Origin of the sequence: Marinithermofilum abyssi, assembly GCF_014641195.1 — a bacterium.
Lineage (GTDB): Bacteria > Bacillota > Bacilli > Thermoactinomycetales > DSM-45169 > Marinithermofilum > Marinithermofilum abyssi.
The window spans coordinates 139,197-161,168 of record NZ_BMHQ01000005.1 but is presented as its reverse complement, the minus strand read 5'-3'; the positions used below and the strand labels follow the sequence as shown (position 1 = coordinate 161,168).

Annotated in this window: 22 protein-coding genes and 1 pseudogene; 21 read left to right on the top strand and 2 right to left on the bottom strand. The window is 47.6% G+C overall.

The window, feature by feature from the left end; translation table 11 throughout:
• The first annotated feature begins 148 nt into the window (after positions 1 to 148).
• The 20 genes and pseudogenes from IEW70_RS08415 (at position 149) to IEW70_RS18505 (ending at position 18,614) form a co-directional block, all read left to right on the top strand.
• A complete protein-coding gene (locus IEW70_RS08415; RefSeq protein ID WP_188647475.1) occupies positions 149 to 775 on the top strand; it encodes a hypothetical protein in 627 nt (208 codons plus the stop codon).
• Positions 723 to 1,799 carry a CHAP domain-containing protein gene (locus IEW70_RS08410; protein ID WP_229751904.1) on the top strand — a complete coding sequence of 359 codons (1,077 nt, stop codon included), beginning with the start codon at positions 723 to 725 and terminating at the stop codon, positions 1,797 to 1,799. Before IEW70_RS08415 ends, IEW70_RS08410 begins: the two co-directional genes overlap by 53 nt.
• A gap of 13 nt (positions 1,800 to 1,812) precedes the next feature.
• Complete coding sequence (locus IEW70_RS08405; protein WP_188647473.1) at positions 1,813 to 4,632, top strand: type IV secretory system conjugative DNA transfer family protein; 2,820 nt, start codon at positions 1,813 to 1,815, stop codon at positions 4,630 to 4,632.
• 14 nt (positions 4,633 to 4,646) lie between these two features.
• Positions 4,647 to 5,570: a replication-relaxation family protein gene (locus IEW70_RS08400; RefSeq protein WP_188647472.1), complete on the top strand. Its 924-nt coding sequence runs from the start codon at positions 4,647 to 4,649 to the stop codon at positions 5,568 to 5,570.
• Between the two features lie 759 nt (positions 5,571 to 6,329).
• Complete coding sequence (locus IEW70_RS08395; protein WP_188647471.1) at positions 6,330 to 7,061, top strand: GntR family transcriptional regulator; 732 nt, start codon at positions 6,330 to 6,332, stop codon at positions 7,059 to 7,061.
• A gap of 85 nt (positions 7,062 to 7,146) precedes the next feature.
• A complete protein-coding gene (locus IEW70_RS08390; RefSeq protein ID WP_188647470.1) occupies positions 7,147 to 8,205 on the top strand; it encodes an SIS domain-containing protein in 1,059 nt (352 codons plus the stop codon).
• 2 nt (positions 8,206 to 8,207) lie between these two features.
• Entirely contained in the window at positions 8,208 to 9,086 is an 879-nt protein-coding gene (locus IEW70_RS08385; RefSeq protein WP_188647469.1) for a class II fructose-bisphosphate aldolase, read from the top strand.
• Positions 9,083 to 9,409: pseudogene (locus IEW70_RS18130) on the top strand (1-phosphofructokinase family hexose kinase); the annotation flags it as partial. The gene IEW70_RS08385 and the pseudogene IEW70_RS18130, both read left to right, overlap by 4 nt.
• Positions 9,410 to 9,467: 58 nt before the next feature.
• The gene (locus IEW70_RS18125; RefSeq protein WP_308423148.1) at positions 9,468 to 9,971 is read left to right on the top strand and encodes a 1-phosphofructokinase family hexose kinase; all 504 of its coding nucleotides are present in this window, start codon (positions 9,468 to 9,470) and stop codon (positions 9,969 to 9,971) included.
• A 202-nt stretch (positions 9,972 to 10,173) separates the two neighbouring features.
• A complete protein-coding gene (gene agaV, locus IEW70_RS08370) occupies positions 10,174 to 10,644 on the top strand; it encodes a PTS N-acetylgalactosamine transporter subunit IIB (RefSeq protein ID WP_188647467.1) in 471 nt (156 codons plus the stop codon).
• A gap of 19 nt (positions 10,645 to 10,663) precedes the next feature.
• On the top strand, positions 10,664 to 11,419 hold the full coding sequence (gene agaW, locus IEW70_RS08365) for a PTS N-acetylgalactosamine transporter subunit IIC (protein ID WP_188647466.1): 756 nt from the start codon (positions 10,664 to 10,666) through the stop codon (positions 11,417 to 11,419).
• Entirely contained in the window at positions 11,409 to 12,242 is an 834-nt protein-coding gene (locus IEW70_RS08360) for a PTS system mannose/fructose/sorbose family transporter subunit IID (protein WP_229751894.1), read from the top strand. Before agaW ends, IEW70_RS08360 begins: the two co-directional genes overlap by 11 nt.
• 31 nt (positions 12,243 to 12,273) lie before the next feature.
• Entirely contained in the window at positions 12,274 to 12,684 is a 411-nt protein-coding gene (gene agaF, locus IEW70_RS08355; RefSeq protein WP_188647465.1) for a PTS galactosamine/N-acetylgalactosamine transporter subunit IIA, read from the top strand.
• 18 nt (positions 12,685 to 12,702) lie between these two features.
• The gene (locus IEW70_RS08350) at positions 12,703 to 13,896 is read left to right on the top strand and encodes a hypothetical protein (RefSeq protein ID WP_188647464.1); all 1,194 of its coding nucleotides are present in this window, start codon (positions 12,703 to 12,705) and stop codon (positions 13,894 to 13,896) included.
• A 71-nt stretch (positions 13,897 to 13,967) separates the two neighbouring features.
• The gene (locus IEW70_RS08345; RefSeq protein ID WP_188647463.1) at positions 13,968 to 14,699 is read left to right on the top strand and encodes a sugar isomerase domain-containing protein; all 732 of its coding nucleotides are present in this window, start codon (positions 13,968 to 13,970) and stop codon (positions 14,697 to 14,699) included.
• 791 nt (positions 14,700 to 15,490) lie between these two features.
• A complete protein-coding gene (locus tag IEW70_RS08340; RefSeq protein ID WP_188647462.1) occupies positions 15,491 to 16,513 on the top strand; it encodes an isoaspartyl peptidase/L-asparaginase family protein in 1,023 nt (340 codons plus the stop codon).
• Positions 16,514 to 16,778: 265 nt separating this feature from the next.
• Entirely contained in the window at positions 16,779 to 17,096 is a 318-nt protein-coding gene (locus tag IEW70_RS18120) for an amino acid permease (RefSeq protein ID WP_268234842.1), read from the top strand.
• Entirely contained in the window at positions 17,074 to 18,075 is a 1,002-nt protein-coding gene (locus IEW70_RS08335; RefSeq protein WP_268234841.1) for an APC family permease, read from the top strand. The genes IEW70_RS18120 and IEW70_RS08335 overlap by 23 nt, the downstream gene beginning before the upstream one ends.
• Positions 18,059 to 18,415: an Ada metal-binding domain-containing protein gene (locus tag IEW70_RS08330; protein WP_188647461.1), complete on the top strand. Its 357-nt coding sequence runs from the start codon at positions 18,059 to 18,061 to the stop codon at positions 18,413 to 18,415. The genes IEW70_RS08335 and IEW70_RS08330 overlap by 17 nt, the downstream gene beginning before the upstream one ends.
• Positions 18,333 to 18,614 carry a helix-turn-helix transcriptional regulator gene (locus IEW70_RS18505; protein ID WP_373285944.1) on the top strand — a complete coding sequence of 94 codons (282 nt, stop codon included), beginning with the start codon at positions 18,333 to 18,335 and terminating at the stop codon, positions 18,612 to 18,614. Before IEW70_RS08330 ends, IEW70_RS18505 begins: the two co-directional genes overlap by 83 nt.
• A gap of 47 nt (positions 18,615 to 18,661) precedes the next feature.
• On the opposite strand, the gene IEW70_RS08320 is transcribed toward IEW70_RS18505, so the two are convergent.
• The gene (locus tag IEW70_RS08320; RefSeq protein ID WP_188647459.1) at positions 18,662 to 19,582 is read right to left on the bottom strand and encodes a phosphotransferase enzyme family protein; all 921 of its coding nucleotides are present in this window, start codon (positions 19,580 to 19,582) and stop codon (positions 18,662 to 18,664) included.
• A 415-nt stretch (positions 19,583 to 19,997) separates the two neighbouring features.
• On the opposite strand from IEW70_RS08320, the gene IEW70_RS08315 reads away from it, so the two are divergent.
• Positions 19,998 to 20,438, top strand: coding sequence for an NUDIX domain-containing protein (locus tag IEW70_RS08315; protein ID WP_188647458.1), 441 nt, complete (start codon positions 19,998 to 20,000; stop codon positions 20,436 to 20,438).
• Between the two features lie 248 nt (positions 20,439 to 20,686).
• On the opposite strand, the gene IEW70_RS08310 is transcribed toward IEW70_RS08315, so the two are convergent.
• Positions 20,687 to 21,694: an acyltransferase gene (locus tag IEW70_RS08310; protein ID WP_188647457.1), complete on the bottom strand. Its 1,008-nt coding sequence runs from the start codon at positions 21,692 to 21,694 to the stop codon at positions 20,687 to 20,689.
• Between the last annotated feature and the right edge of the window lie 278 nt (positions 21,695 to 21,972).

Sequence of the window (21,972 nt, the reverse complement as noted above, 5' to 3'; positions counted from 1 at the left end):
GTACCGACAGAGGGAACGATCCAAAATGGACGGATCATCAACGGTCAACGCTATAAGGAGAAACGACTTGGAATGACGAAACCAAAGCTGTCGCAAAAAAAGCAGGAAAAGCGGCCCTGCGCTATGGCATGAAGGCGGTGACGAAAATATGAGGCGAAGACAATCCGCTTCCCAGATGACGTTGATTCTGGGGGCGGTTTTTATTTGGTTGTGTTTCTCCGGCTCAATGATGTGGTGGAATTGGGGACAGGAGGAACCGAAAGCGGAGCCTCCTCCCTCCCCCAAGCCTTCCCATAAAGAGGCGAAAAAGCCCTTGCCGGAACCTAACCAACAACCGTTTTCGGGCGAAGCCAAATCATCCGGAGATAAGGCCCGTCAGGTGGCTGATCGCTTTATTCGGGCGTATCTTTCCTATGACGCAAAGCACCCGGAAAAGAAGCTGAAAGAGATGCGCCCTTATCTCTCTTCGTTTATGGCAGAAGGGTGGAAAGCACCGGACCAGCCGTTGGGGATAAAGGAAGCGAAGGTGATAGAGGTTCAAGTAAAAGAAACGACCGAAAACGAAGTGGCCCAAGAAACGGGCCGTTTTTACTGGGAGGTGAAAACGGAGACGGAGACGGTGTTTGACCATGGTGGTAAGGAGAAGAACTGGACTTTGTATGAGGTGGTCGTTGGTCAGGAAGGAGGGAAGTGGGTAGTAGAGGAGGTGACCCCGATTGGCGATGCCGGAGCGGAACCCCTCCAGCTTGGAGGAGCAGAAGCCGAAGAAGAGTAAGTGGAAAAAGGTCATCCTCGTGATGGGCTGTGGTGCCGTTGCGGGGATGTTTTTTATGGGGTTTATGAGTATGGTGTTGTTTCTATCGATGTTTGGGTCTCCAAACTTTCTGCAAAAGCATCAAAAGGCCGACCAGGGTAAAGGCGTCTACTGCCGCCCTGGCGGCAAGCCCATCACCGTAAAAGAGTTGGACCAAAACCTCAAAGGAAAAGGCGTGTTTGAGGGGAAGGCGCAACAGTTTATTGACGCCGGAGAACAAAACGGCGTAGATCCGGTGTTAGTAGCAGCTATCGCTTTACATGAGACAGGAAACGGAAAGTCCAAGGCAGTCAAGCAGAAAAACAACCCGGGCGGGTTGATGGGAAGTGGTGGTTTGATGTCCTTTTCTTCACTGGATGAAGGGATCAACAAAATGGCCTCCAATCTTTATCGCCTATACATCAAAGAAGGACTGACCACACCGGATAAGATCGGACCGAAATACGCACCTGTTGGAGCGGCCAATGATCCCAACGGACTCAATAAACACTGGGTGCCAACGGTGAAAAAATACATCAAGCAGTTAGGTGGCCTGTCTTACAAGTGTGAAACAGCAGGGAGGGCCGGGAAGGTTAACGGCTCTGCTTTTACGGCCTATCCATATAAAAATGCCAGTACCTCTGGGGTGGATGCCTGGGGCTTCTACAATCGGCAGTGTACCTCCTATGTTGCGTGGCGGCTCAATGATGTCGGGATTCCGTTTCACAACCGGATGAAGGGCGGCCATTTTAGCAACGCCACCAACTGGGATGACAACGCGAAAAGGTTGGGAATCCGTATGGACCAAACACCCGAGCCCGGAGCAGTGGCCCAATGGGATGCGGGGGAGTTTCGGCACAGTCGATTTGGACATGTGGCGTATGTTGCGGAGGTATTGAATGAAGGCAAGAAGATTCGGATTGAGGAGTATAACTTTAAGCCCTTTGCCTATTCGGAGCGTACGATTCCGGCAGATAAGGTAAGCCATTATATTCACTTCAAGTGAAGGGGAGATATGCGTGACACAAAAAGGACTGGAAAAGTACGATGAATGGACAATCCTAGGTTGGGTAGCTTTGTCTGGCTTCTTGGGATACTTCGTATGGGAGACTTATATCCAACCTGTGTTGATAGAGTTATCGGATGGCAGCGGAGCCATCGGCGCAAAGGTGTCTCAGGGATGGGACACCTTTCTTTATTGGTCTGAGGTACTCCTGATTCTTTTGGCAGTCGTTGGCGGTATTTTGGCGGTGGTGCTTCCAAGGTATTACCGCCGCCGAGCGAAACGAGAGGTACGATATTTGCGGATTGTCCCACACCGCCGGACTACAGGGTCGGTGAAGAAAATCCTTGCCTTTACGATGGATATGCATAGACGGTATCGCGTCTGGTACAAACGCCTGATCCAAGGCCGGGAGTGGTTCCGGTTGATCATCCATGGAAACATTCAGGCGGGAGAGATTGAGTTTTATTTTGGCTATCCCCAGGACAAGGAAAGCGGCGTGAAAAACTGTTTTCGAGATCACTTCCCCAACGCGGAGTGGTTTACCGTGTCACGGCCTTCAAAAAACAAAGCGGATAATGGTAAGACGGAAGAAACCCTTCCTTTGCCGGATCAAGAAGGGGGAGTAGGTGGCTACTTTCAGATTAATGAAAAGGGAGATCGTGCCGGATTGCCGCTTCGTCCTTCAAGTCCGCGAATGCTCACCAGTATTCTGAACCACTTTGGGCCGGGGACGTGGCTCGATCTACGGTTCAGTCCGACCAAAACCAAAAAGACGTGGAAATTTGGGCGGTTCAAGTGGGTGCGTGATCCCCTGAAGAAACGAGTACAAAAAGGGCTGGAGAATCTAGGCCTTACCGAAGAGGAATTGCTCAGTATCTTTCGCTTGGAAACCAACCATCCGGAGAAAAAACAATCGGATTTGGACCCGATGGAAAAAGCGCGGTATCAGTCGCTTTTCAAACAGCACACCGGAAGGGAGAAGGCTTTTGATGTAGCGCTGTATCTCTGGGTACAAGCACCGAATGACCCGGGAGATACGTTAAGTCAGGCGATCTACGAGGACGTGAAATCCCAAGTCGAAACGGCGATGGAGTTTGACAACTTCATTTATGCTCGGCGCTTACGGTGGCACTTGAAACGTCTTAACCCGGTTCGGGAAATAAATCCCATGCCTCATCCGCTTCTCCCCCGGATGGTGTGGACCCATTCAGAGTTAGGGAACCTGTTGCAATTGCCCAAAGGGCCGACCAAAGAACAGGAGGAACAAGGAGAGCAAAATATCTATGACCGGATTACTCACCTGGTCAAAGGGCAAAAGATGCCGGAGGAGAATGAGTTTCGGGAAGGTGCGGTCATTGGTTATGTGGATCACCCCATCAACAAGCAGCGCGTTATCCAAATCGGGCAAAATATCATTCGGAAAATGGGGTCCGTCGTAGGGGATATTGGGTCCGGAAAGTCGGCACTTCTCTTGATGTTGATGCAATCCCTGTTGGAAGACTGGTGCAAGGATAATACAGAAAACGAAAAAAGAGACAAGAAAAGATTCAAAGTAGGCGGCTTTACAACGTTCGATCCCAAGGGAACGTTGGCGAACACGCTGAAAACCCGTATCCTGAAAGCGAAGAAAGACGGCAAAAACGTGGATTTGAAACGGGTTCACGTGATTGACCTAGAGTCGAGGGATTTCTCCTTTGGGTTGAACCTGTTGCACCGACATCCGTGGCAAAGTCTGGACGAGGTGGTGGAAGACACCCTTACGGTGCTGAAAAGTGCCTACGGTGGCGGCACGGACTCTGTTTTGTTGGATAAATACGGGCGGATTGGGCTACGAGCCTTATTGTTGGATTCCAAACAGAAGCACACGATATTGGCTCTCGGAGAGTTTCTGGACAAGGAAAGCCCCTTGCGAAACCGTCTGGTCAAGCAGTTTAAGGAATCCGACGACACAACCAAGAAAGCCTTGGCGAAGGAGATTGAGCGGGAGAACTACGGTGGCAGGGACACCGAAGTTGTCCGCAACCGTCTGGTTCGTCTGAAGGACAATCAGCTTGCCCGCCGGATGTTCGGCCAGCAGAAAAACAGCTTGAAGGTGCTGGATTGGATCGATAACGGCCATATTGTCATATTCAACTGCCAGAACCTGCCGCCGGATGTCCTGAAAATCACCATGAACTACATTACCCATCAATACTGGCAGTTGGCTCAGCGGCGGCGATTCAAGCAGAAAAACCACCCGCTGATCATCGACGAGGCTCACTATATTCAATTGCCGGTCTTTGCCGACATGATTGAAGTATTACGGGACTTCGGCGTTCCGTTGTTTATGTGCACGCAGCATTACAACCAGTATGAAGATCCGATGATGCTGGCGGCACTCGGCTTGGTGGGAACCAAAGTGGCCTTTAAACAGGAGGACCAAGCCCATGCCCGGATCGCGGGTGAAAAGGCCGGAAACAGCTTTGAAACGCAAGATATCCAGCGGTTGAAGTCCTTCCAGGCTGCGCTGTATGTGGAGGACGGAAAGGGAGAAAAGCGTCCTCTCTTGATTCGGACCGATCCGCCGTACATTTACGGGAAAGACGGGAAACCGACGTACTTTGGCGAGGAAACCGACCGGATTGACCGGGAGAAGAACGAAGCCTTTGCCTGGGCGGATCGGGAATTGGCACGACCGCTACAGGAACGGGATTGTACAAAAGGGGAAGAGGCGGACCAAGAGATTGACCGATACCTGGAGAGCTTGTGGGAGGAAGAAGAGGCTTCCAAATGGGACGATGCGGATACGCAGAAAAGCAAGCCGGAAGACGAAGAGCGGAACGAATGGGAATAAGAGGGGGATCGAGAATGAACTTGATTGAGTGCTTAATGCATCCGTTTTTAAAACGATCCGAGGAGATGCTTGCAAACATCTACAAACTTCGTATGATTGCGGCGCATCAGTTAGCGGAAATCATGGATGTGAGCGAAAACTATATCTTCGAGTTGAAACGGGATCTCAACAAAAAAGGGGAGATGGTGATCTCGCATCAACCCGATCGTAGGCGTCGGGGTCGGCTCCCCTACCCCGACTACTACAAGGTGGGACCCAGGATGTATGAACTGGGGCCTGCCGGAAAAGCGGTCGTGGAGGATATACTGGGATACCCGATCCATTACAAACGGCTTACCGGGGTGCAACGGACGCATTACTATGGGGTGAATGATATCTTGGTACGGACCCTTCGGCGGTTGACCGCTGAGGAGGAGGTGCGCCTGCCCGAAGACAGAAAACAGATGGCACGAATGCAGGTGTTGGAACGCTTGGGCTGGTGGAATCAAGGGGAGACGGCACAGATTCTGTTGGCCTCCTGGCGGCCCAAGTTGGAGAAAAAGTACGGAAAAGGGAAAGAGAAGGAGCGGTTGGAACGCCAAAGTAAACTGGCATACCCTGATGCCCGGATCGAGATCGATGGAAAGGGATTCTGGCTGGAATACGACAATCAGACGGAAACCATCAAAAACAACAAGCGGAGGGATCCCTACAAGAAAATAACAACGATCGAAGACAAGATGGTCCGATACATTGAGACAATGGGACCCATTCAAAACAAAGAACCTATCATATGGGTCACTCCCAGCACCGTTCGCCGTGACAATATCCAAAAGTGCTGGGATAAAATCAAAAAATCAAGCAAAGTTCAGCAGATCCAACTGCAGGCGAAAGACCTGTTCTTTTATCCGGAGATGCACTTTTGTACTCTTGGTGAAGAGCAGCAAATGTTGTGTTAACGAGATGAGGGATGGAAGACAGATCTAGTGCCTTATCAACGTGCGTGCTGGGCGTGAACGATTACGCCTGCCCCCCATGATCGTCTTAGAAGGGCGCAGGGGCAAGGGTTAAACTGAAAAACGGGATATTGGTCCACCCCTAAAGCAATTGCGAAAGAGGCACCTGATTTAGTGATCCTAGCTACAGGAGCCCGCTACAGGTTCCCTCTAAATCTGCTTGCTCTTTGGCTTAGGCCTAGCCAGGGTGTGAACTATCAGTGATCTTGCTGCAAGCAATAGCCTTACTTCACCTTGGCGCCAACCAGAGCAGTCTATAAAGCCTGCGTTGAGGCGAAATGGGTGTTTAGTTAACGAGAACTAGTGACTGAATCACCCCGGGAAACACCCGTGAGGCAATCGCAGCTTTTACGATTTAGTTGTAATTAGGACGTTGGGGTCGGGTATCCCGCATGGGAGAGCTTTTATTTCTGTCCCCGTTTCGGAACCCCATCCTCTCTCAATTCGCCAGCTGGTAATGTATACCTGAGGAAACTTCAGTTCTTGTAGTAATTGATCTTCACTGGCTATATAGGGAGGAGGTCTAGTCGGGAAGACTACAAAATGGGCAGGATCATAAAATGTTTTCTAGGTAAAACCGAGGGGCCTTACCGCTGGTATTTACTGGTTAATAGTTGTGCCGGAACAACGGAAACGCTCTCCCGTAAGTTCAAATTATGATATGATGAAATCGTCTTTATATAGGACTAAGGGAGGGAAATCATGGCTAAACAACTCGATCCCGAAAGCGTTATTCCTCTCTACCATCAACTAAAGGAAATTCTAAAAGAACGAATTGAGTCTGGTGAGTGGAATCCCGGTGACCAGATCCCCTCGGAAAATGAACTTCGGAAACGATACCAGGTGAGCCGTAACACTGTGATCAAAGCATTGGATGACCTTGTTCGGGAAGGGTTGCTTCATCGCAAGCAAGGTCGGGGTACTTTCGTCTCCTTACCGAAAATTGAGCACTCCCTCACAGGGTTTTACAGTTTCAGCAAGGTTCTCAAAGCCCACGGCTTGCAACCAAAAGACGTTATCTTGGCTCTGGAAAAAACCTGTGCCAAACCGAGTATTGCCAAGCATCTGCAGTTAAAGGAACCTTTCGACGTTTGGGCTCTGCAACGTTTACGCTGTGCTCGGGAAGAGCCAATTATCCTAGAGACCTCGTTTATCCCCAGAGAATGGGTCCCGAAAATAGAGCAAAAGACCTTAGAACGATGTTCGTTGTACGATTATTTGGAACGGGAACACGGTATCTTCATCACGCGGGCTAAAGAAATTTTTGAGCCGGTTCTAATCCGAGATTACGAAAGCCAATACCTTCGAGTTCCTACAGGGTATCCTGCTTTGTTATTGGACCGAATTGCCTATGACGGGAAAGATCGACCCATTGAATTCTGCCGTTCCATAATCCGGGGGGATCGCTGCCGTTTTTATACGGAACTTCTGTAACTTCTAACCTTTTCATCAACTTGACCCATCAACCCATCTACGGTATATTTATATTGTAATAAATATTCAAAAAACGGGGGTTATTATGAATCGGCCTGCGACTTACAAGGAAATCCTACGGCAACCGACGACATGGGAAAATACGATCCGGTCTTTGGATGGCGAACGCGAACGCATCAAGGCCTTTTTCGGTGAAACCGCCTTCAGGGAAGTAATTTTTACAGGGTGTGGGACTTCCTATTACCTCTCTATTGTTGCGGCCTATCACTTTCAGGAGCAAACCGGGATTTCCGCCAAGGCAGTACCCGCCTCAGATATAATGCTCCATCCCCAATCTGTGATCACGAAATTACCTACCTTAGTAATCGGTGCATCCCGTTCAGGAGACACCTCGGAACTGGTAAAGGCTCTTCACGAAGTCCAGAAGCGAGGTTTAGCCCGGTGCCTTACCGTGACCGGCAACCCCGAAGGTCGATCGGCCCGACTGGCGGATTGTCCTGTTATCCTTCCACATATACGCGAAAAAAGCGTCGTCATGACTGGGAGTTTTACCAGCATGCTACTCACTCTGCAGATGATCGCTACTTGGATCTCCGAAGATAAAACACACTTGCAGGAATTACACCAGCTGCCCCGGTTAGGTGAAAAAGGACTTCTAGAAGCGGAAAGGCTGGCTCGAAATTTGGGAGAGGATCTCCGTTTTGACCACATAGTTTATCTCGGTTTGGGTGCTTATTTCGGCCTTGCCTGTGAAGGGATGCTAAAGATGAAAGAAATGACCCAAGTCTTTTGCGAAGCCTTTAACCCCCTCGAATTCCGGCACGGCCCTATCTCAGTAATTCGGGAACGGTGCCGGGTCTTTCTCCTAAGTCAGCTATCTACCCGGCTCTACGAGCGGGATTTAGTGAAGGACCTGTCCCGCTACGGAGCCGATGTGGTGGTACTTGGAGAAGAACTGGGTGATTTTTCTGTTGATCACAAACTGGAGTTTCCTCCTGGGTTGAGCGACCGAAGCCGGGCGCTACTCTACATGCCCTTTCTCCAGTTGACCGCTTATTACCGCACCCTTCGGATGGGACTTAACCCGGACCGCCCCCGAAACCTGAACCCGGTGGTCGTATTGAGGGACGACAAGGGGGAATAACCGTGCCACTAACCACGACAAAAGAAATGTTGCTTCAAGCGTACCGAGGCGGGTACGCTGTACCGGCCTTCCCCGCCCACCATCTGGAGATCGTCAAAGCAGTAGTAAATGCGGCGGAAGAGATGGGGTCCCCCGTCATCCTGCAAACAACACCCGCCACAATAGACCATGTAGGGGTGGAATACCTTGCCTCTATGGTTCGTGTCGCTGCGGAACAGGCGACAGTACCGGTCGCCCTCCATTTAGATCATGGTAACTCGTTCGATACCGTGGCCCGTTGCTTGGGTGCAGGATATACGTCGGTCATGATCGACGGATCTCGCCTCCCTTTTGAAGAAAATGTGGCTTTAACAGAAAAGGTAATGGAACTGGCCCACGCCGTGGGTGTTCCGGTGGAGGCGGAGTTGGGAACGATTGGTGGAACGGAAGAGGGAACCAACACCGGGGGGTATACCGATCCCGCTACCGCGGAAACCTTCGTCCGGCGAACCGGGGTGAACTTTTTGGCCCCTGCCTTCGGAACGGCGCACGGTGTGTACCGGGGAGAGATTCGATTGGATCTTAAGCGTCTGGCATCCATATCACAACGTACCGGGATCCCATTGGTCATGCACGGTGCTTCCGGAGTTCCCCAGGAGGATCTCCGCCGGTGTATCCGACGAGGCATTAGTAAAATCAACTTCTCCACGGAATTGAAGAAAGCTTTTGCCGAAGAGCTTCGATCTTTCTTAACCGAACATCCCGGTGAATCGGATCCTAGAAAAATCCTTCGCAGCGCAAGGGAAGCGGTCAAAAAGGTGGCAATGGAAAAAATAGCCTGGATCCGGGAAGATACCTCCCGGATATCGACACGGAATCGTGGAAAGGGGGATCTATCATGATCACCGTTATTACACTGAACCCTGCCGTGGACGTTACCTATTTTCTACCGGGGTTTTCTACCGGTGGAATCCACCGTCCGCGAAAGGTATTCCGTGAACCTGGGGGCAAGGGAAATAACGTAGCCAAAGTGTTGAATCAACTTGGAGCCCCGGTTCGTACTACAGGTTTTATTGGTGGAACCAATGGGGCATGGATCCGACGAAAGTTAGATACGCTTGGTATCGCCCATCACTTTATCCATGTAGCAGGGGAAACCCGGATGTGCCTCAACATAGTAGATGAAAGCACCGGACGACAAACCGAATTGTTAGAACCTGGACCCGCAGTTAACCCTGCAAGCATTAAAAGAAATCCTCGCCAAGTGGGCGTTAGAAAGCCGTTTGTTCATCTTTTCCGGAAGTTTGCCTCTTGGTCTATCTCCGGACACCTATCAGGAGTGTATTCGCATCGTTCAAAGTCGCGGAGCCCAAGCGATGTTGGATACCGGTGGCGAACCCCTGAAATCAGGGCTGAAAGCCCAACCCTTCGTGGTCAAACTTAATATTCAGGAATTTATTTCTGTTACCGGATGCCCTCCAAGGGATGACGAAATCCTTTCCGTTTTACGACAGTGGAACCAGAGAGGGATCAGATTGGCGATCATCACTATGGGAGAGCGGGGGACATGGGCTTCCTTGGAAGGGAAAGCTTACCGTATCAACCCTCCTTCCATCCGAGCGGTTAATCCCGTTGGTTCAGGAGATGCATTCCTAGCGGGACTCGGTGCCGCTATCTATGACGGAACGGATCTTTACGAAGCCTTAACTCAGGCTACCGCCATCGCCTCGTCCAATGCGTTACACGCCCGAGCGGGGGAAATCTCACCCAAACATATCGAACAATAAAAAAAGAGGTTCAATTAAAGGCCTGGGATTCTGGATAGATCAGAATTAACCAGGTTGAAAAAAACAAGAAATAAATTTTCTGTATATTATAAATTTTTAATTCTTATTCTGGATTAAACTCTAGTCATAACGATGAAATCTTCTTCCGTAACTTTTTAGCATGGAACATGAAATATAGTGTTATCAAAAAGGAGGATACGGGATGCTAAATATTTTACTAACTCGCATCGATAATCGGCTTATTCATGGTCAAGTTGCTGTCACTTGGTCTAACCATGTAGGAGCTAATCTGATCGTCGTTGCCAATGATAAAGTTGCAGGGGACGTAGTGCAGCAAAGTTTAATGGATATGGCTGTGTCAGGAGTAGAAACCCGTTATTTCACGATTCAAGAGACCATTGATAAAATTGGTCTGGCTTCCGACGATCAAAAAATCGCCTTAATCGTCAAAACACCGCAAGACATTTTAAAATTAGTAAAAGGAGGCGTTCCGATTCAAAAGGTCAACATTGGAAATATGCATTATTCAGAGGGGAAGGAGCAATTAACCAGTACCGTGTCGGTAGACGAGGATGATAGGGAGACATTTCGAGAATTAAATAAGCTGGGTGTCCACTTGGAAATTCAGCGTGTGCCGAGTGAAAAAGGAGAGAATATCATCGATTTAATATAGAAGGAGAGGGGACATCCGAATGTTAACCGAAGCGCTGTTAATCGCTTTGTGGGCGGGAATCGCAGGAATTGATCAGTTCAATGGCTTGACCCATCTTCACCGACCAATCGTGACAGGGATGGTTGTTGGGCTGATCCTAGGCGATTTTCAAACCGGATTGATTGCTGGGGCTACGTTGGAGTTGGTTTGGATGGGGATGGTACCGTTGGCGGGTGCTCAACCTCCCAATGTAGTGATCGGCGGAGTCATGGGTACTGCTTTCGCGATTTTGCTCGATCAAGATCCAAAAGTGGCTGTCAGCATCGCTGTTCCCTTCGCAGTGGCAGTTCAAGGGGCGATTACTTTGCTCTTTACGGTCTATTCTCCAGTTATGCATAAAATGGACCGATATGCAGAGAAAGCCAATGATCGGGCGACTGATTGGCTCAATTTGTCGGGCATGGGTGTGCTTTTTATTTTCAATATTATTATTGCATTCTTGCCGATTTATTTCGGTGTAGAAACCGCAAAATCTTTGGTGGATAGCTTGCCTTCCTGGCTAATGAACGGATTGTCGGTGGCCGGCGGAATTATGCCGGCAATCGGTTTCGCCATGTTGCTTACTGTAATGCTAAAAAAACAATATGTGGCCTTTTTATTGGCCGGTTTTGCTATCGTTACGTACTCGAACATCAGTTTGTTGGGGCTAGCCATCTTGGCACTAGCCTTTGCCCTGTACGATTACTACAAAGGAGAAACCTCATCGTTGAAGGAGGAGAAGGCAAGTGGCATCTGAAGAGAAATCCGTAAATCAGACTGTCGAAGGTAATCAACCGGACAAAAATATAACGAAAAAAGATCTAATGCGCATGGCCGTTCGCTCCTTCTTTTTGCAGTCGTCGTTCAATTATGAGCGCATGCAAGCCGGTGGTTGGTTGTACAGCCTGATGCCGGCGCTTAAGAAAATTTATCGAAAGCGGGAAGGGTTATCCGACGCGATGAAACGTCACCTGGACTTTTTTAATACACACCCCTTCCTCGTCACACCGATTCTCGGTATTGTCGCTGCGATGGAGGAGTCCAGGGAAAAACCGGATACGATTCGCGGAATTAAGGTCGGGATGATGGGACCGCTTGGAGGAGTCGGGGATGCGGTCGCGTGGCTGACGTTGTTGCCAATCACGGCAGGCATTGGTGCTTCGATTGCGATGGAAGGAAGCCTTGCCGGTCCAATTATCTTTCTGTTGACCTTTAATGCGATTCATTTGGCATTAAGGTTTGGAGGGATTTTTTACGGTTACAATACGGGCGTCAAAGCGCTACAAAAGTTGAAATCAGGAACTCAGGCGATTGCCCGGGCTGCATCCATTGTTGGACTTACAGTCGTGGGTGGAATGATCGCTTCGTATGTCAAATTAAGCACTTCGGCGAAGATACCAATAGGCAAGGATCAATTTGAGATTCAAAAAGAGCTGCTTGACAAGATTATGCCTAATCTCCTTCCTTTAACCTATACATTGCTTATGTACTTCCTATTAAAGAAAGGGTTTTCACCGTTGAAATTGATTGGAGCCACGGTCCTTATTGGTGTGGCCGGAAAGTACATCGGAATTTTGTAAGGTTCAAGGAACTCAAATAGGAGGGACCCCTGTGATTGGAATCGTGATTATCGGACATGGAGCATTCGCATCTGCCTTAAAAAGCTCGGTAGAACTGATTGCAGGGAAACAGCCGAAAATTGCGGATATTTCTTTTGAACCCCATGATTCTACCGAAGACCTGGAGAAAAAATTGAAGGATGTTGTCGCTGGGCTTGAACCGGTGACAGGCATTCTGTTTTTCACCGATCTAGTGGGAGGCACCCCTTTCAAAGTCAGCGCATTGCTTTCAAGGGAGATGGAGCAAACGGGCGTAGTTGCCGGGGCCAATCTACCGATGATCCTGGAGGCACTTTTCGAGCGGGAGCATCTGACAATATCCCGGGCAGTGGAGAAGGCGATTCAAGCAGGAAAAGAGGGGATCAAACCTTTCCCTGATCCGCCGTGTGTACCGATTGTTTAAACGGGTAGGTGAATCTCGATGAGAGTTGGAATGTCCACCCGAATATGGATGTCTCAGCCTGGGGCACCATTATCCGGTTATCGCCCTATTCGGCATGCTACCGCTGAACATCGACCGCTTTATTTTGGGGTTACGGTAATAGAAAACAAAACGGGGGAACTTTTTACCGCTGTATTGATTGACGGTCTTGCTATCGGGAAAAAATGGGCCGAGCGGATCAAAGAGAAGATTCAGGACATTGGTTTCGATTATTGCGATTACCTTACCATCGCCTCAACACATTCTCATTCTTCGACCATTGCCGCTTTTTGCGAGGAAGATGTAATGGCCCAAGTGTTCCCAGATGTAATTGCTGCATCGGATCCAGATGAGGAAACCTGCCGGGTCATCGTGGAATCGATTCAGGAAGCCCAGGAGTCGATGGATGATTTGGTATCGATTCGACTCTATAATCATGCGATTCCAAACGTTGGGGCCAGTCGTCGGGATCAGGGAGTTTTTCCCTGGGTCCCCCTTCAAGTCGCGCAATTTATCCGTGCTAAAAAGCAACCGATTCTTTGGGCGAATTATCCTTGTCATCCTACCGTCCTTAACCGTTACCACACATTGATTAGTCCGGATCTTCATGGAACGGCGGCACAACAATTGATGGAAAAGGGATATCTCGTCGGTGGAATATGGAATGGACCTGCAGCGGATATCAGCACTCGGTATACCCGTAGGGAATCGAGCGTTCGGGAACTAGAATTATTGGCTTCCCGATTAACTGATCAAATTGTGGATGTTTTGGATCATTCCCACTGGGATAGCGAAATCCAGCCTTCCAATATTGTTGCAAGTAAAATGTCTTATTCCCTTCGTCCAAAGGTCCGGCTTGAAGACTCCCCGGATTTGTCGTTGCCAGAGGACATTTCAGAAGGGATTGGATTTATTTCCAGTGTGACCCTTCCTCCCTATGCATTGGATGTGTCTACATGGAAGATTGGCCCGTGGTCAATCCGTTGGGTTCCTGGTGAGCTCCCACTATGCTCGTTCTTGGTGGATAATAGGGAGCGAACGCGTTTTCCTGCGAGCCGATGGATCATTGGATATGCGAATGATTATCCCGGTTATTTGATGCCGGAGGATGACGTTTCTTACGAGTCGGTCATGACATTATATGATACAAGGGATATTCGAAGGCTGATCGCCGATTTGAAAGGGATAAGTTAAGGAGAATTTAAGAAAAGACAATCAACCCCCCAGGCGGTTGACGGGGGATTTTCTATGAAGGGGAGACAAGGGTGCATCCGTATGTAAGTGGTGTGATCCAAAAAATTGAACGGGCAGTCGAAACACAAATGGATAAATTGGAGATAGCGGCACAGCGCTTGGTAAAAGGCGTGGAACAAGGTGGAGTGTTGCATGTATTAGGGTGCGGTCATTCCCATATGATTGCGGAAGAAATCTTCTTTCGAGCTGGCGGATCTTTTTTTGTCAACCCAATATTGGATCCGGGGTTAATGTTGCATAATGGTGTTATTAAAAGCACTCGCCTAGAACGGTTAACAGGATATGTGGAAGCAATATTAGAGGATGTGGATTTTAGGGAAAACGACCTATTTTTTATCGTATCCAATTCCGGGCGCAACGTTGTCCCAATAGATGCAGCCCTTTATGCAAAAGAGCGAAAAGTATATACCCTTTCTATTTCTTCCTTTGCCCATTCTAAATCCGTCTCCTCACGTCATCCAAGCGGTAAAAGGCTTTTTGAGATTACTGATTTGGCTTTAGACAATTGTGGGGAAATTGGCGATGCCCAATTAGAGATTCCAGGTTTAAACGAACGGTATGGCGCCACTTCTTCCGTAGTGGGGATTGTTTTAGTTCAAACGCTGATGAGTATGGCAATTGAAAATATGGTGGAGAAAGGGATCAAGCCTCCCCTCATTCGCAGTGCCAACTTGGACGGAACAGATGACCAAAATCGAAGAAATATGCAAAAGTATCAAAAGCGAATTCCGTTGCTTAGGTAAGGTCTGGTTAGTTCCGGTGAGTGGAAACATCCCAGACCGAACCCTTGCTTCACCTAACATTACATTACAATATAAATTGAGAGTCTGAAAACAGGATTTCGTATGCTATAGCATGCTGAACAAACATGGAAACGGCTTCCGTTTCCCGAGATTTGAGTCTCAACCCGTGAGGTGGGTTGTTGATAGGATCATACGATTTTTCGCGGTGGGTGAATTACTTTCAAGAGCGCGGAGTTTGACGCGGCGGGAGTTGAAAATAGGGTATGGCGTGGATATTAAGGCACTGTGAACCAAAGACACAGCTCCGGGCTGTCATCTTTTGGGGAGTATAAGGAAAAAAAGGCTGTGTCAATGTATATGTAAAGTATTTTAATTAATCCTAAATGATACCCCAAAAAAGGGGCCAAATGAGGCCCCAAGTTTCTTTTGATTCATATGGTACACGATCCTCTTCAATTCGTAACTAATATTACTACCTGTCGGTTCCCGACTTGATACTCCCGTTTCGGGACTCTTTTCTCTCCTTCCGTCGCTCGCTCCCCACGATCAGCTCGTATCAACCGCCGTGCGCGGAACCGTCGAGCCGTACCGAAGGGGTCACCGTACCGATCCGGGTAAATTGTACGGTAAGGTCAAAACACCGGCGAAACCCTTATTTCCGATGCCATTCCCGAACGGGACGAAACCTGTGCGACCCGGACCCGTGCGTTGTTTTTCGTTTAAAAAATGTTGAAGGATCTCCTCCCTTGTTGTCGAAATTTTGTGTCAACGAATGAAAAGGAGGACATCGCATGAAAATCTCCTCGCGTTGGGGTTGGATCGCTGTCACTGCCGTGGTCGCTTCGTCGCTGATTATAACAGGTGCTTATGGAGCCGATGAAGAAGAACCCGTCAAGCAGGAACAAGAGAAAGTCATCCTCGCCATTCATGGCGGTACTCACGGAAACACCTCGGCTCCCGAGAACGCCGACGAATACCGAAAGACGATGGAGAAAGCCCTGCAGTCCGGAAAAAAAGAACTGGATTCCGGGGGAAGCAGCCTGAACGCGGTGGAATCCGCCATCAAAGTGCTGGAGGACTCTCCCCTTTTTAATGCGGGGAAAGGGGCCGTCTTCAATACGGATGCTGGTCACGAACTGGATGCCTCTATCATGAACGGAAAAGACCTGAGTGCCGGATCCGTCGCTGGGGTGAAGAACACGAAGAACCCCATTACCTTGGCTCGTTTGGTCATGGAAAAGTCACCCCATGTCATGCTGGCCGGGGAAGCGGCGGACCGGTTCGGGATGGAACATGGTCTGAAACCGGTCACCCAAGATTATTTCTACACCGAACGCCGATGGAATGAACTCATGGAAGCCAAGAAAAAACAGCAAGTCCAAACCGATCAACACGGAACGGTGGGAGCCATTGCCTTGGACTCAGACGGGAACCTGGCCGCAGGAACCTCTACGGGGGGATTGACGAACAAAGCGGTAGGCCGGGTTGGAGACTCTCCGATTATCGGAGCAGGAACTTACGCGGATAACGAAAGTGTCGCCGTTTCTGCCACGGGCAAAGGTGAAGTCTTCATCCGGGGAACGGCGGCACACGACATCGCCGCGTTGGTCAAGTATCAGAAGACCTCCGTCAAAGAAGCGGCCGATGAAGTTGTCAAGAAGAAGCTGATGAGACTGGGCGGCACCGGTGGAGTTATTGCTATCGACCATCAAGGGAACTTCGCTTCTCCCCATACCTCACCGGGTATGTTCTACGGGTACATGACCAATAAAGGGAACATGGTAATCGTGCTGTCGGCGGAAGATGAGAAATAAGAAGCAAAGAGTGCGGAAGACCGGAGATAAGCGGTCAGTGTTCGGATAGAGTTCCGCTGGCCGCCGACGTGATAATCACCGGCTCCTTAGCTACAGGGGTCGGTGATTTTGTGTCTAAATTGTGTCTAAACGTACAGTTTACCCGAAATGGTACAGTGACCCCTTTGACATAAATTACTTCGCAAAAAAACCACACGATTTTTTCATTTTATTATGATATCTAAAAGGTGATATGAGTGGAAACAGGAACAGGGGAGGTTAAAGCATGAAGCGGTCCATTAATTTACTCGAAGCTGTCGCTTTATATGTTACGGCTATCCTTGGTTCAGGGACTTTGTTTTTATCAGCGAGTACAGCAACGGTTGCGGGTCCAGCCTCTATTTTATCGTGGGCGCTTATGATCCTGTTTAGCTTCCCTTTAGCCTACACATTTGCGGCTTTGTCACGCTCATACCCTGACGTCGGAGGAGCAGCCACTTTTGCTCGCCTTGCTTTTGGTAAACATATAGGTGATCTGGTGGGATGGTTTTATTTTTTGACCGCTGCGGTTGGGCAGATCATTGTTTCTTTTAACAGGTGCTAGTTATATCGGAACAACATTTAATTTGTCAGCAGTTGAAATTGCTAGTATTGCCTGTTTTATTTTGTTCATAGGAGGGCTATCCAACCATTTTGGAGTACAAATCAGTGGAAAATTGTCCTTGGTGCTGGGCACTCTTTTGCTTTTCCTCCTATGTATTGCAGTGTCAGTCACATTGCCATACGTCCGCTGGGATAATTTCAATCCCTTTTCTCCCAAAGGGTGGTATCCGGTAGGAACGGCTGTGATTATGATTTTTTGGTCCTTCTTTGGGTGGGAAGCAATTTGCAGCTTAGCGGACCGATTTAAACATCCGAGAACGGATTTAGTACTCAGTGCGCTTATTAGCGCCGTAGTGACCGGTACTGTATTTCTGCTTCTGAGTTTTATTACCGTTGGAAGCGGAACCTATGGAAATCTGGAAAGTGACTCTTCACCCGTGGGAATCATGATTCACCGTGCGTTAGGTTTCAAAGCACAATTCATTACCGCCATGTTGGCTCTCATTATCTGTACAGGTACAGTCAATGCTTTTGTCGCCAGTCTCGCCCAACTCGGTTATGCATTAAGTCGAGATCATGCGTTTCCTTCTCGGCTTTATTATTTAAATCCTCGTACGGATACACCAACCCGCGTCGTTTGGCTTGTCGTCTTATTTGCTGGTCTAGGGGTTAGCTTGACCACATTAGCAAAGGTTCACTTTACTCAATTACTCTTTATTCCCAATTCCTTGGGCATGGTGGTCTATATCCTCTCGATGGCTGCATCCCTTAAATTAAACAACACAAACTCCAAGCCTTGGATTTGCAGTCTCATTTCCCTCATGGTGCTGGTCCTTTTGATTCCATTTCTAGGCTTACATATGTTAGTTCCAGTAGTGGTGAGCGGTTTGTACTTCTTATATATCACAGCAATAAGACAACAAGAGATGAATCCAAGATGCAATATAAAAAAGGAGGCGGGTGATGAAGATTCAGCGTGAAGTGTTGTGGGAAGCTGTTGTTCAGTGTGACAGATCGTATGATGGATCGTTTTACTATGCAGTTAAGACAACAAAAATCTTCTGCCGTCCCTCATGTAAATCCAAAACGCCTAAGCAGGAAAATGTTGAGTTCTTTTTTGACATAGCGGAGCCCTTCCGAAAAGGGTATCGGCCTTGTAAACGATGCCGTCCTGATTTGAGCCCCACTTATGACCCTCAAAGAGAGTTGATTGCAAAAGTAAAGGAAGTTCTTGAAGATGAATACCATAAACCTTGGACCCTCCATACACTGTCCAAACAGTTTTGGAATCAGCTCCTACCACCTTCAACGGATGTTTAAGAAAACAACAGGGGTAAGTCCGAAACGCTATCTAAACCAAATTCGGATTGAGCAAGCCAAACGTTTATTGTTAAAAGGGGACAAAAACAATACGGAGATTTGTTTGATGGTAGGCTTTAATGACCCTTCCCATTATTACAGTGTTTTTCGCAACATGACAGGCTTTTCTCCATTAGCGTTTAAGCATCGCCATTCATAAAGGGGGGAATGGCTCCGAAAGGAGCCTGCCCTACCCGACCCCATAGATTATCCCGTTATCTCCTCATTAATGAATCGCATATAGCTTCGTTCGGCTGGTTCTCTTCGAACCATTTCGATATCTTGGCGAATTGGTATTTTCCCGCTCATATAAAATATGCGAAGGGCTGTTCCTAACCGAATTTCTTCTTCGGAAAGTTTTTTTCCATATCCCTGGGAGAAGAATGGCCACATTTTAGTTAAGTGATCCGCTGCACGCATATGTAACCGGACAGTACCAATATCGAAGCTTCTAGGTCCCCATCCACATTCGTCAAAATCTAAACAAACCCATCGATCATGAGTAACAAGGATATTACCAAAATGGAAATCCCCGTGTACAAATTGTCGTTTACCTAGACCAAGTTGTTCCAATTGGCCTTTGATATGTTTTGCAGTTTTTATACAACATGCCCGATCTTCTTCCGTTAAAAAGGAAGCACTTATTAACCGTTGAAGGGGCTTTTCTATCAGTGTAACTGTGTCGTATAAAGGTCTAGACCAACCTGGCCAATCTTCGGCTACTTTTTTCTGTACTTGATCGGCAACATCGTGAAGGCGGCGCATCAAAAAACCAAGCTTGCGATAATCTTTGGCTGTTGGGAGATGGAGGGTATTACCTTTAATAAATTGAAATACCGCATATATCTGTTCAACAGAACCTTGTACATCCAGTGTTAGTAGCTCTCCATCTTGATTTTTTAGAATTGATGGGGTTGGGAAATGGGGTCTTAAAGTACTAATCAATGCCAACTCAGCTTTAATTTGAGATGCATCAAAACGATTTCGGCGATACTTTCTTAAAACCCAATTTCCACTTGAAGAGCATACCTTGTAAGTTTTATTTTCTCCCTCCTGTATCAATGTAAAGGACGTTGAATTATCCCAACCGTAACTTTTTCGCAAAAAATGTTGCTCTTCAGCTTCCAAATGTTCTCACCACTTTTTCAGAAATATGGCCAATTATATTCTCGATTTTGACACTTGTTGACATTATTCCTGGTGACAGCTTCGCTGGTATGCCCCTAAAAAGGTTCGTGAAGTGCATAAACCCACCCGTTTTTATGCAACCGGTGAGAACCCATTCGAGATTGAACTCATCCCCTCTGAAACCGTCGTAACCTTAGTCAGGGCAAGGGTTTTTGCCGGTGTTGCATAAAAAATGAATCGGAAACGTAACAGAAAAGATGGTTTGTGAAATGACTAAAAAACCGCCCCAAACCCTTGGTATAGCAGGGGATAGGGCAGTTTTTGCATAATTAAATAGGGGTGCTTTCAAGGAAACAAGCATATTGCAATTGCAGTTTGCACTAATAGATACTTTCAAAGAAAGGACTACATACTTATGAAAAAAGCCGAAAAAATTCATCCTGGAATTGCTGTTATTATCTTTGATGAACAAAAAAGAGTCTTGTTACAAAAACGTGCTGATGTAGGACTTTGGGGAATTCCATCAGGACATGTAGAACCTGGGGAAACTGTTGAAGAAGCTGCTATAAGAGAAGTGAGTGAAGAAACAGGTTTAAATATTCGCATAACAAAATTAATCGGTGTTTACTCGGACCCGAATTCGCAAATTTTCACATACCCAGACGGGCGTGTTATTCACTTTATTACTACATGTTTTCAAGCAGAAATTATAGATGGTGTAATGACATGTGATTCCCCAGAAACTGTTGATTTAAGATTCTTTTCCCGTGAAAATTTACCTTCTAATCTTTTGCCAATGCACCCACGTTGGCTAGATGATGCCCTTACCAATAAAGAAGGAGCATTTATTCGCTGATTCATAGCTACTCGTTTTCCGAGAGGGAAAAACAGAGAGGTAAGGAAATGACAAAAAGTGAAGTTTATCCAACAAGTTAACTTCTCAAAAAAAAGCCCGAATAGTCCACCACAAGCCTTTCCCTTGCGCTTTTTGACGGCCTGCACCTCCATGATCATTCCTGAAACAGCCAAGCCCTCTCCAGAATAGGAGAGGGCTTGGCTGTTCACTGTAAGAAAGAACAGTTGCTATCATTCTTTGAAGGCCATTCATCGTCCTTTTAGAAGATATCCGTAGGGTATTCGTTCTAAGATTTTGGTAATGCCAATCGAAACACTGACTACCACGGCAAATACAAAGAAAAACTGAAGCCAAGATCCCCCCGGAATCCAGCGTTCAGAAAAAGAGCTTGAAAGGTGAAGTACCAAGGGATGAATCAGGTAAAGACCAAGAGAGCGTTTTCCCACGGCCTCTATCCAAGTAAAGTGAAACCGTTGAGCGAGCTGAATGCCAAGGACTAAAATACTCAAGGCATAAACCATGGTTGTCGGGGTGTAAAAACCTCCATGATTAAGATAGGCCATTTGGTAAACCAGAAGCACCCCCGCTGCTGAGGATACGGTGTGAAGTGCGATCAAGGGCAGCCGTCGGAGACGAGAAAACGCATGATGAAAGCGAAGGCCCAGCCATCCTCCTGCACAAAAGTAAAACAGCCAGGGTAATACAGTCCGACGAAGTATCTCTTCCTCCGGTTGAACCGAAAACAGGCCCTTTGTTTCCTCCCAAGTCAAGGCTTGCGTTCCTAAGGTACACCAAAAAGCTACTACAAGAATCACCCACCCTCCCCATTTTCGGAAGAACCACCGAAGGAAGGGGAATAGGAGGTAGAATTGGACCATGACAAAAAGAAAATAGAGATGATAATAGGCTTTTCCGATCAACAAGGCTGTAAACAATCCCGACAAGGAATCCGGTACAGTTTGAGGATCCGTCCATTGAGAATAAATTAAGTACAACAACGACCACAGAAAATACGGAACCATAATATAGACGAGCCGCTTTCGGTAAAAATCCTGTAAGGGAAAAGGGTTCTCTCCTCCGTATCGATAAAAGAGAATCAACCCCGAGATCAAGAAAAAAACGGGCACACAAAAACGACTCAGACCGTTAATGGCGAAAAAGGGAGCCTCATGAATAAAGGGGGCAGTAATATGTATGGCCAGGACAGCAAGGATGGAACATCCTTTAACAAAATCCAATTCCCTGATTCGTGACACAATTCTCACCTCCCCGAGTACGAAGCCCAGTGTATCATGAACTCCCAACCAGTAGATTGGGATTTAAGGAAAGTTAACAAGATCCCAATCGTTCCTTTATCGAATGGCCAGAGGTCTGATCCGCTTGTGTGTTCCTAGTCATGCGATAAACCAAGCACAACAGCGGTGGTAACATGATCATCACCGTGAGAAAACGCAAAATCTGAACAGTGACGACAAATGTAGTGTCCGAATGGAAGCTGACAGAAGCCATCGTTCTAGATTATCAGACATTAACC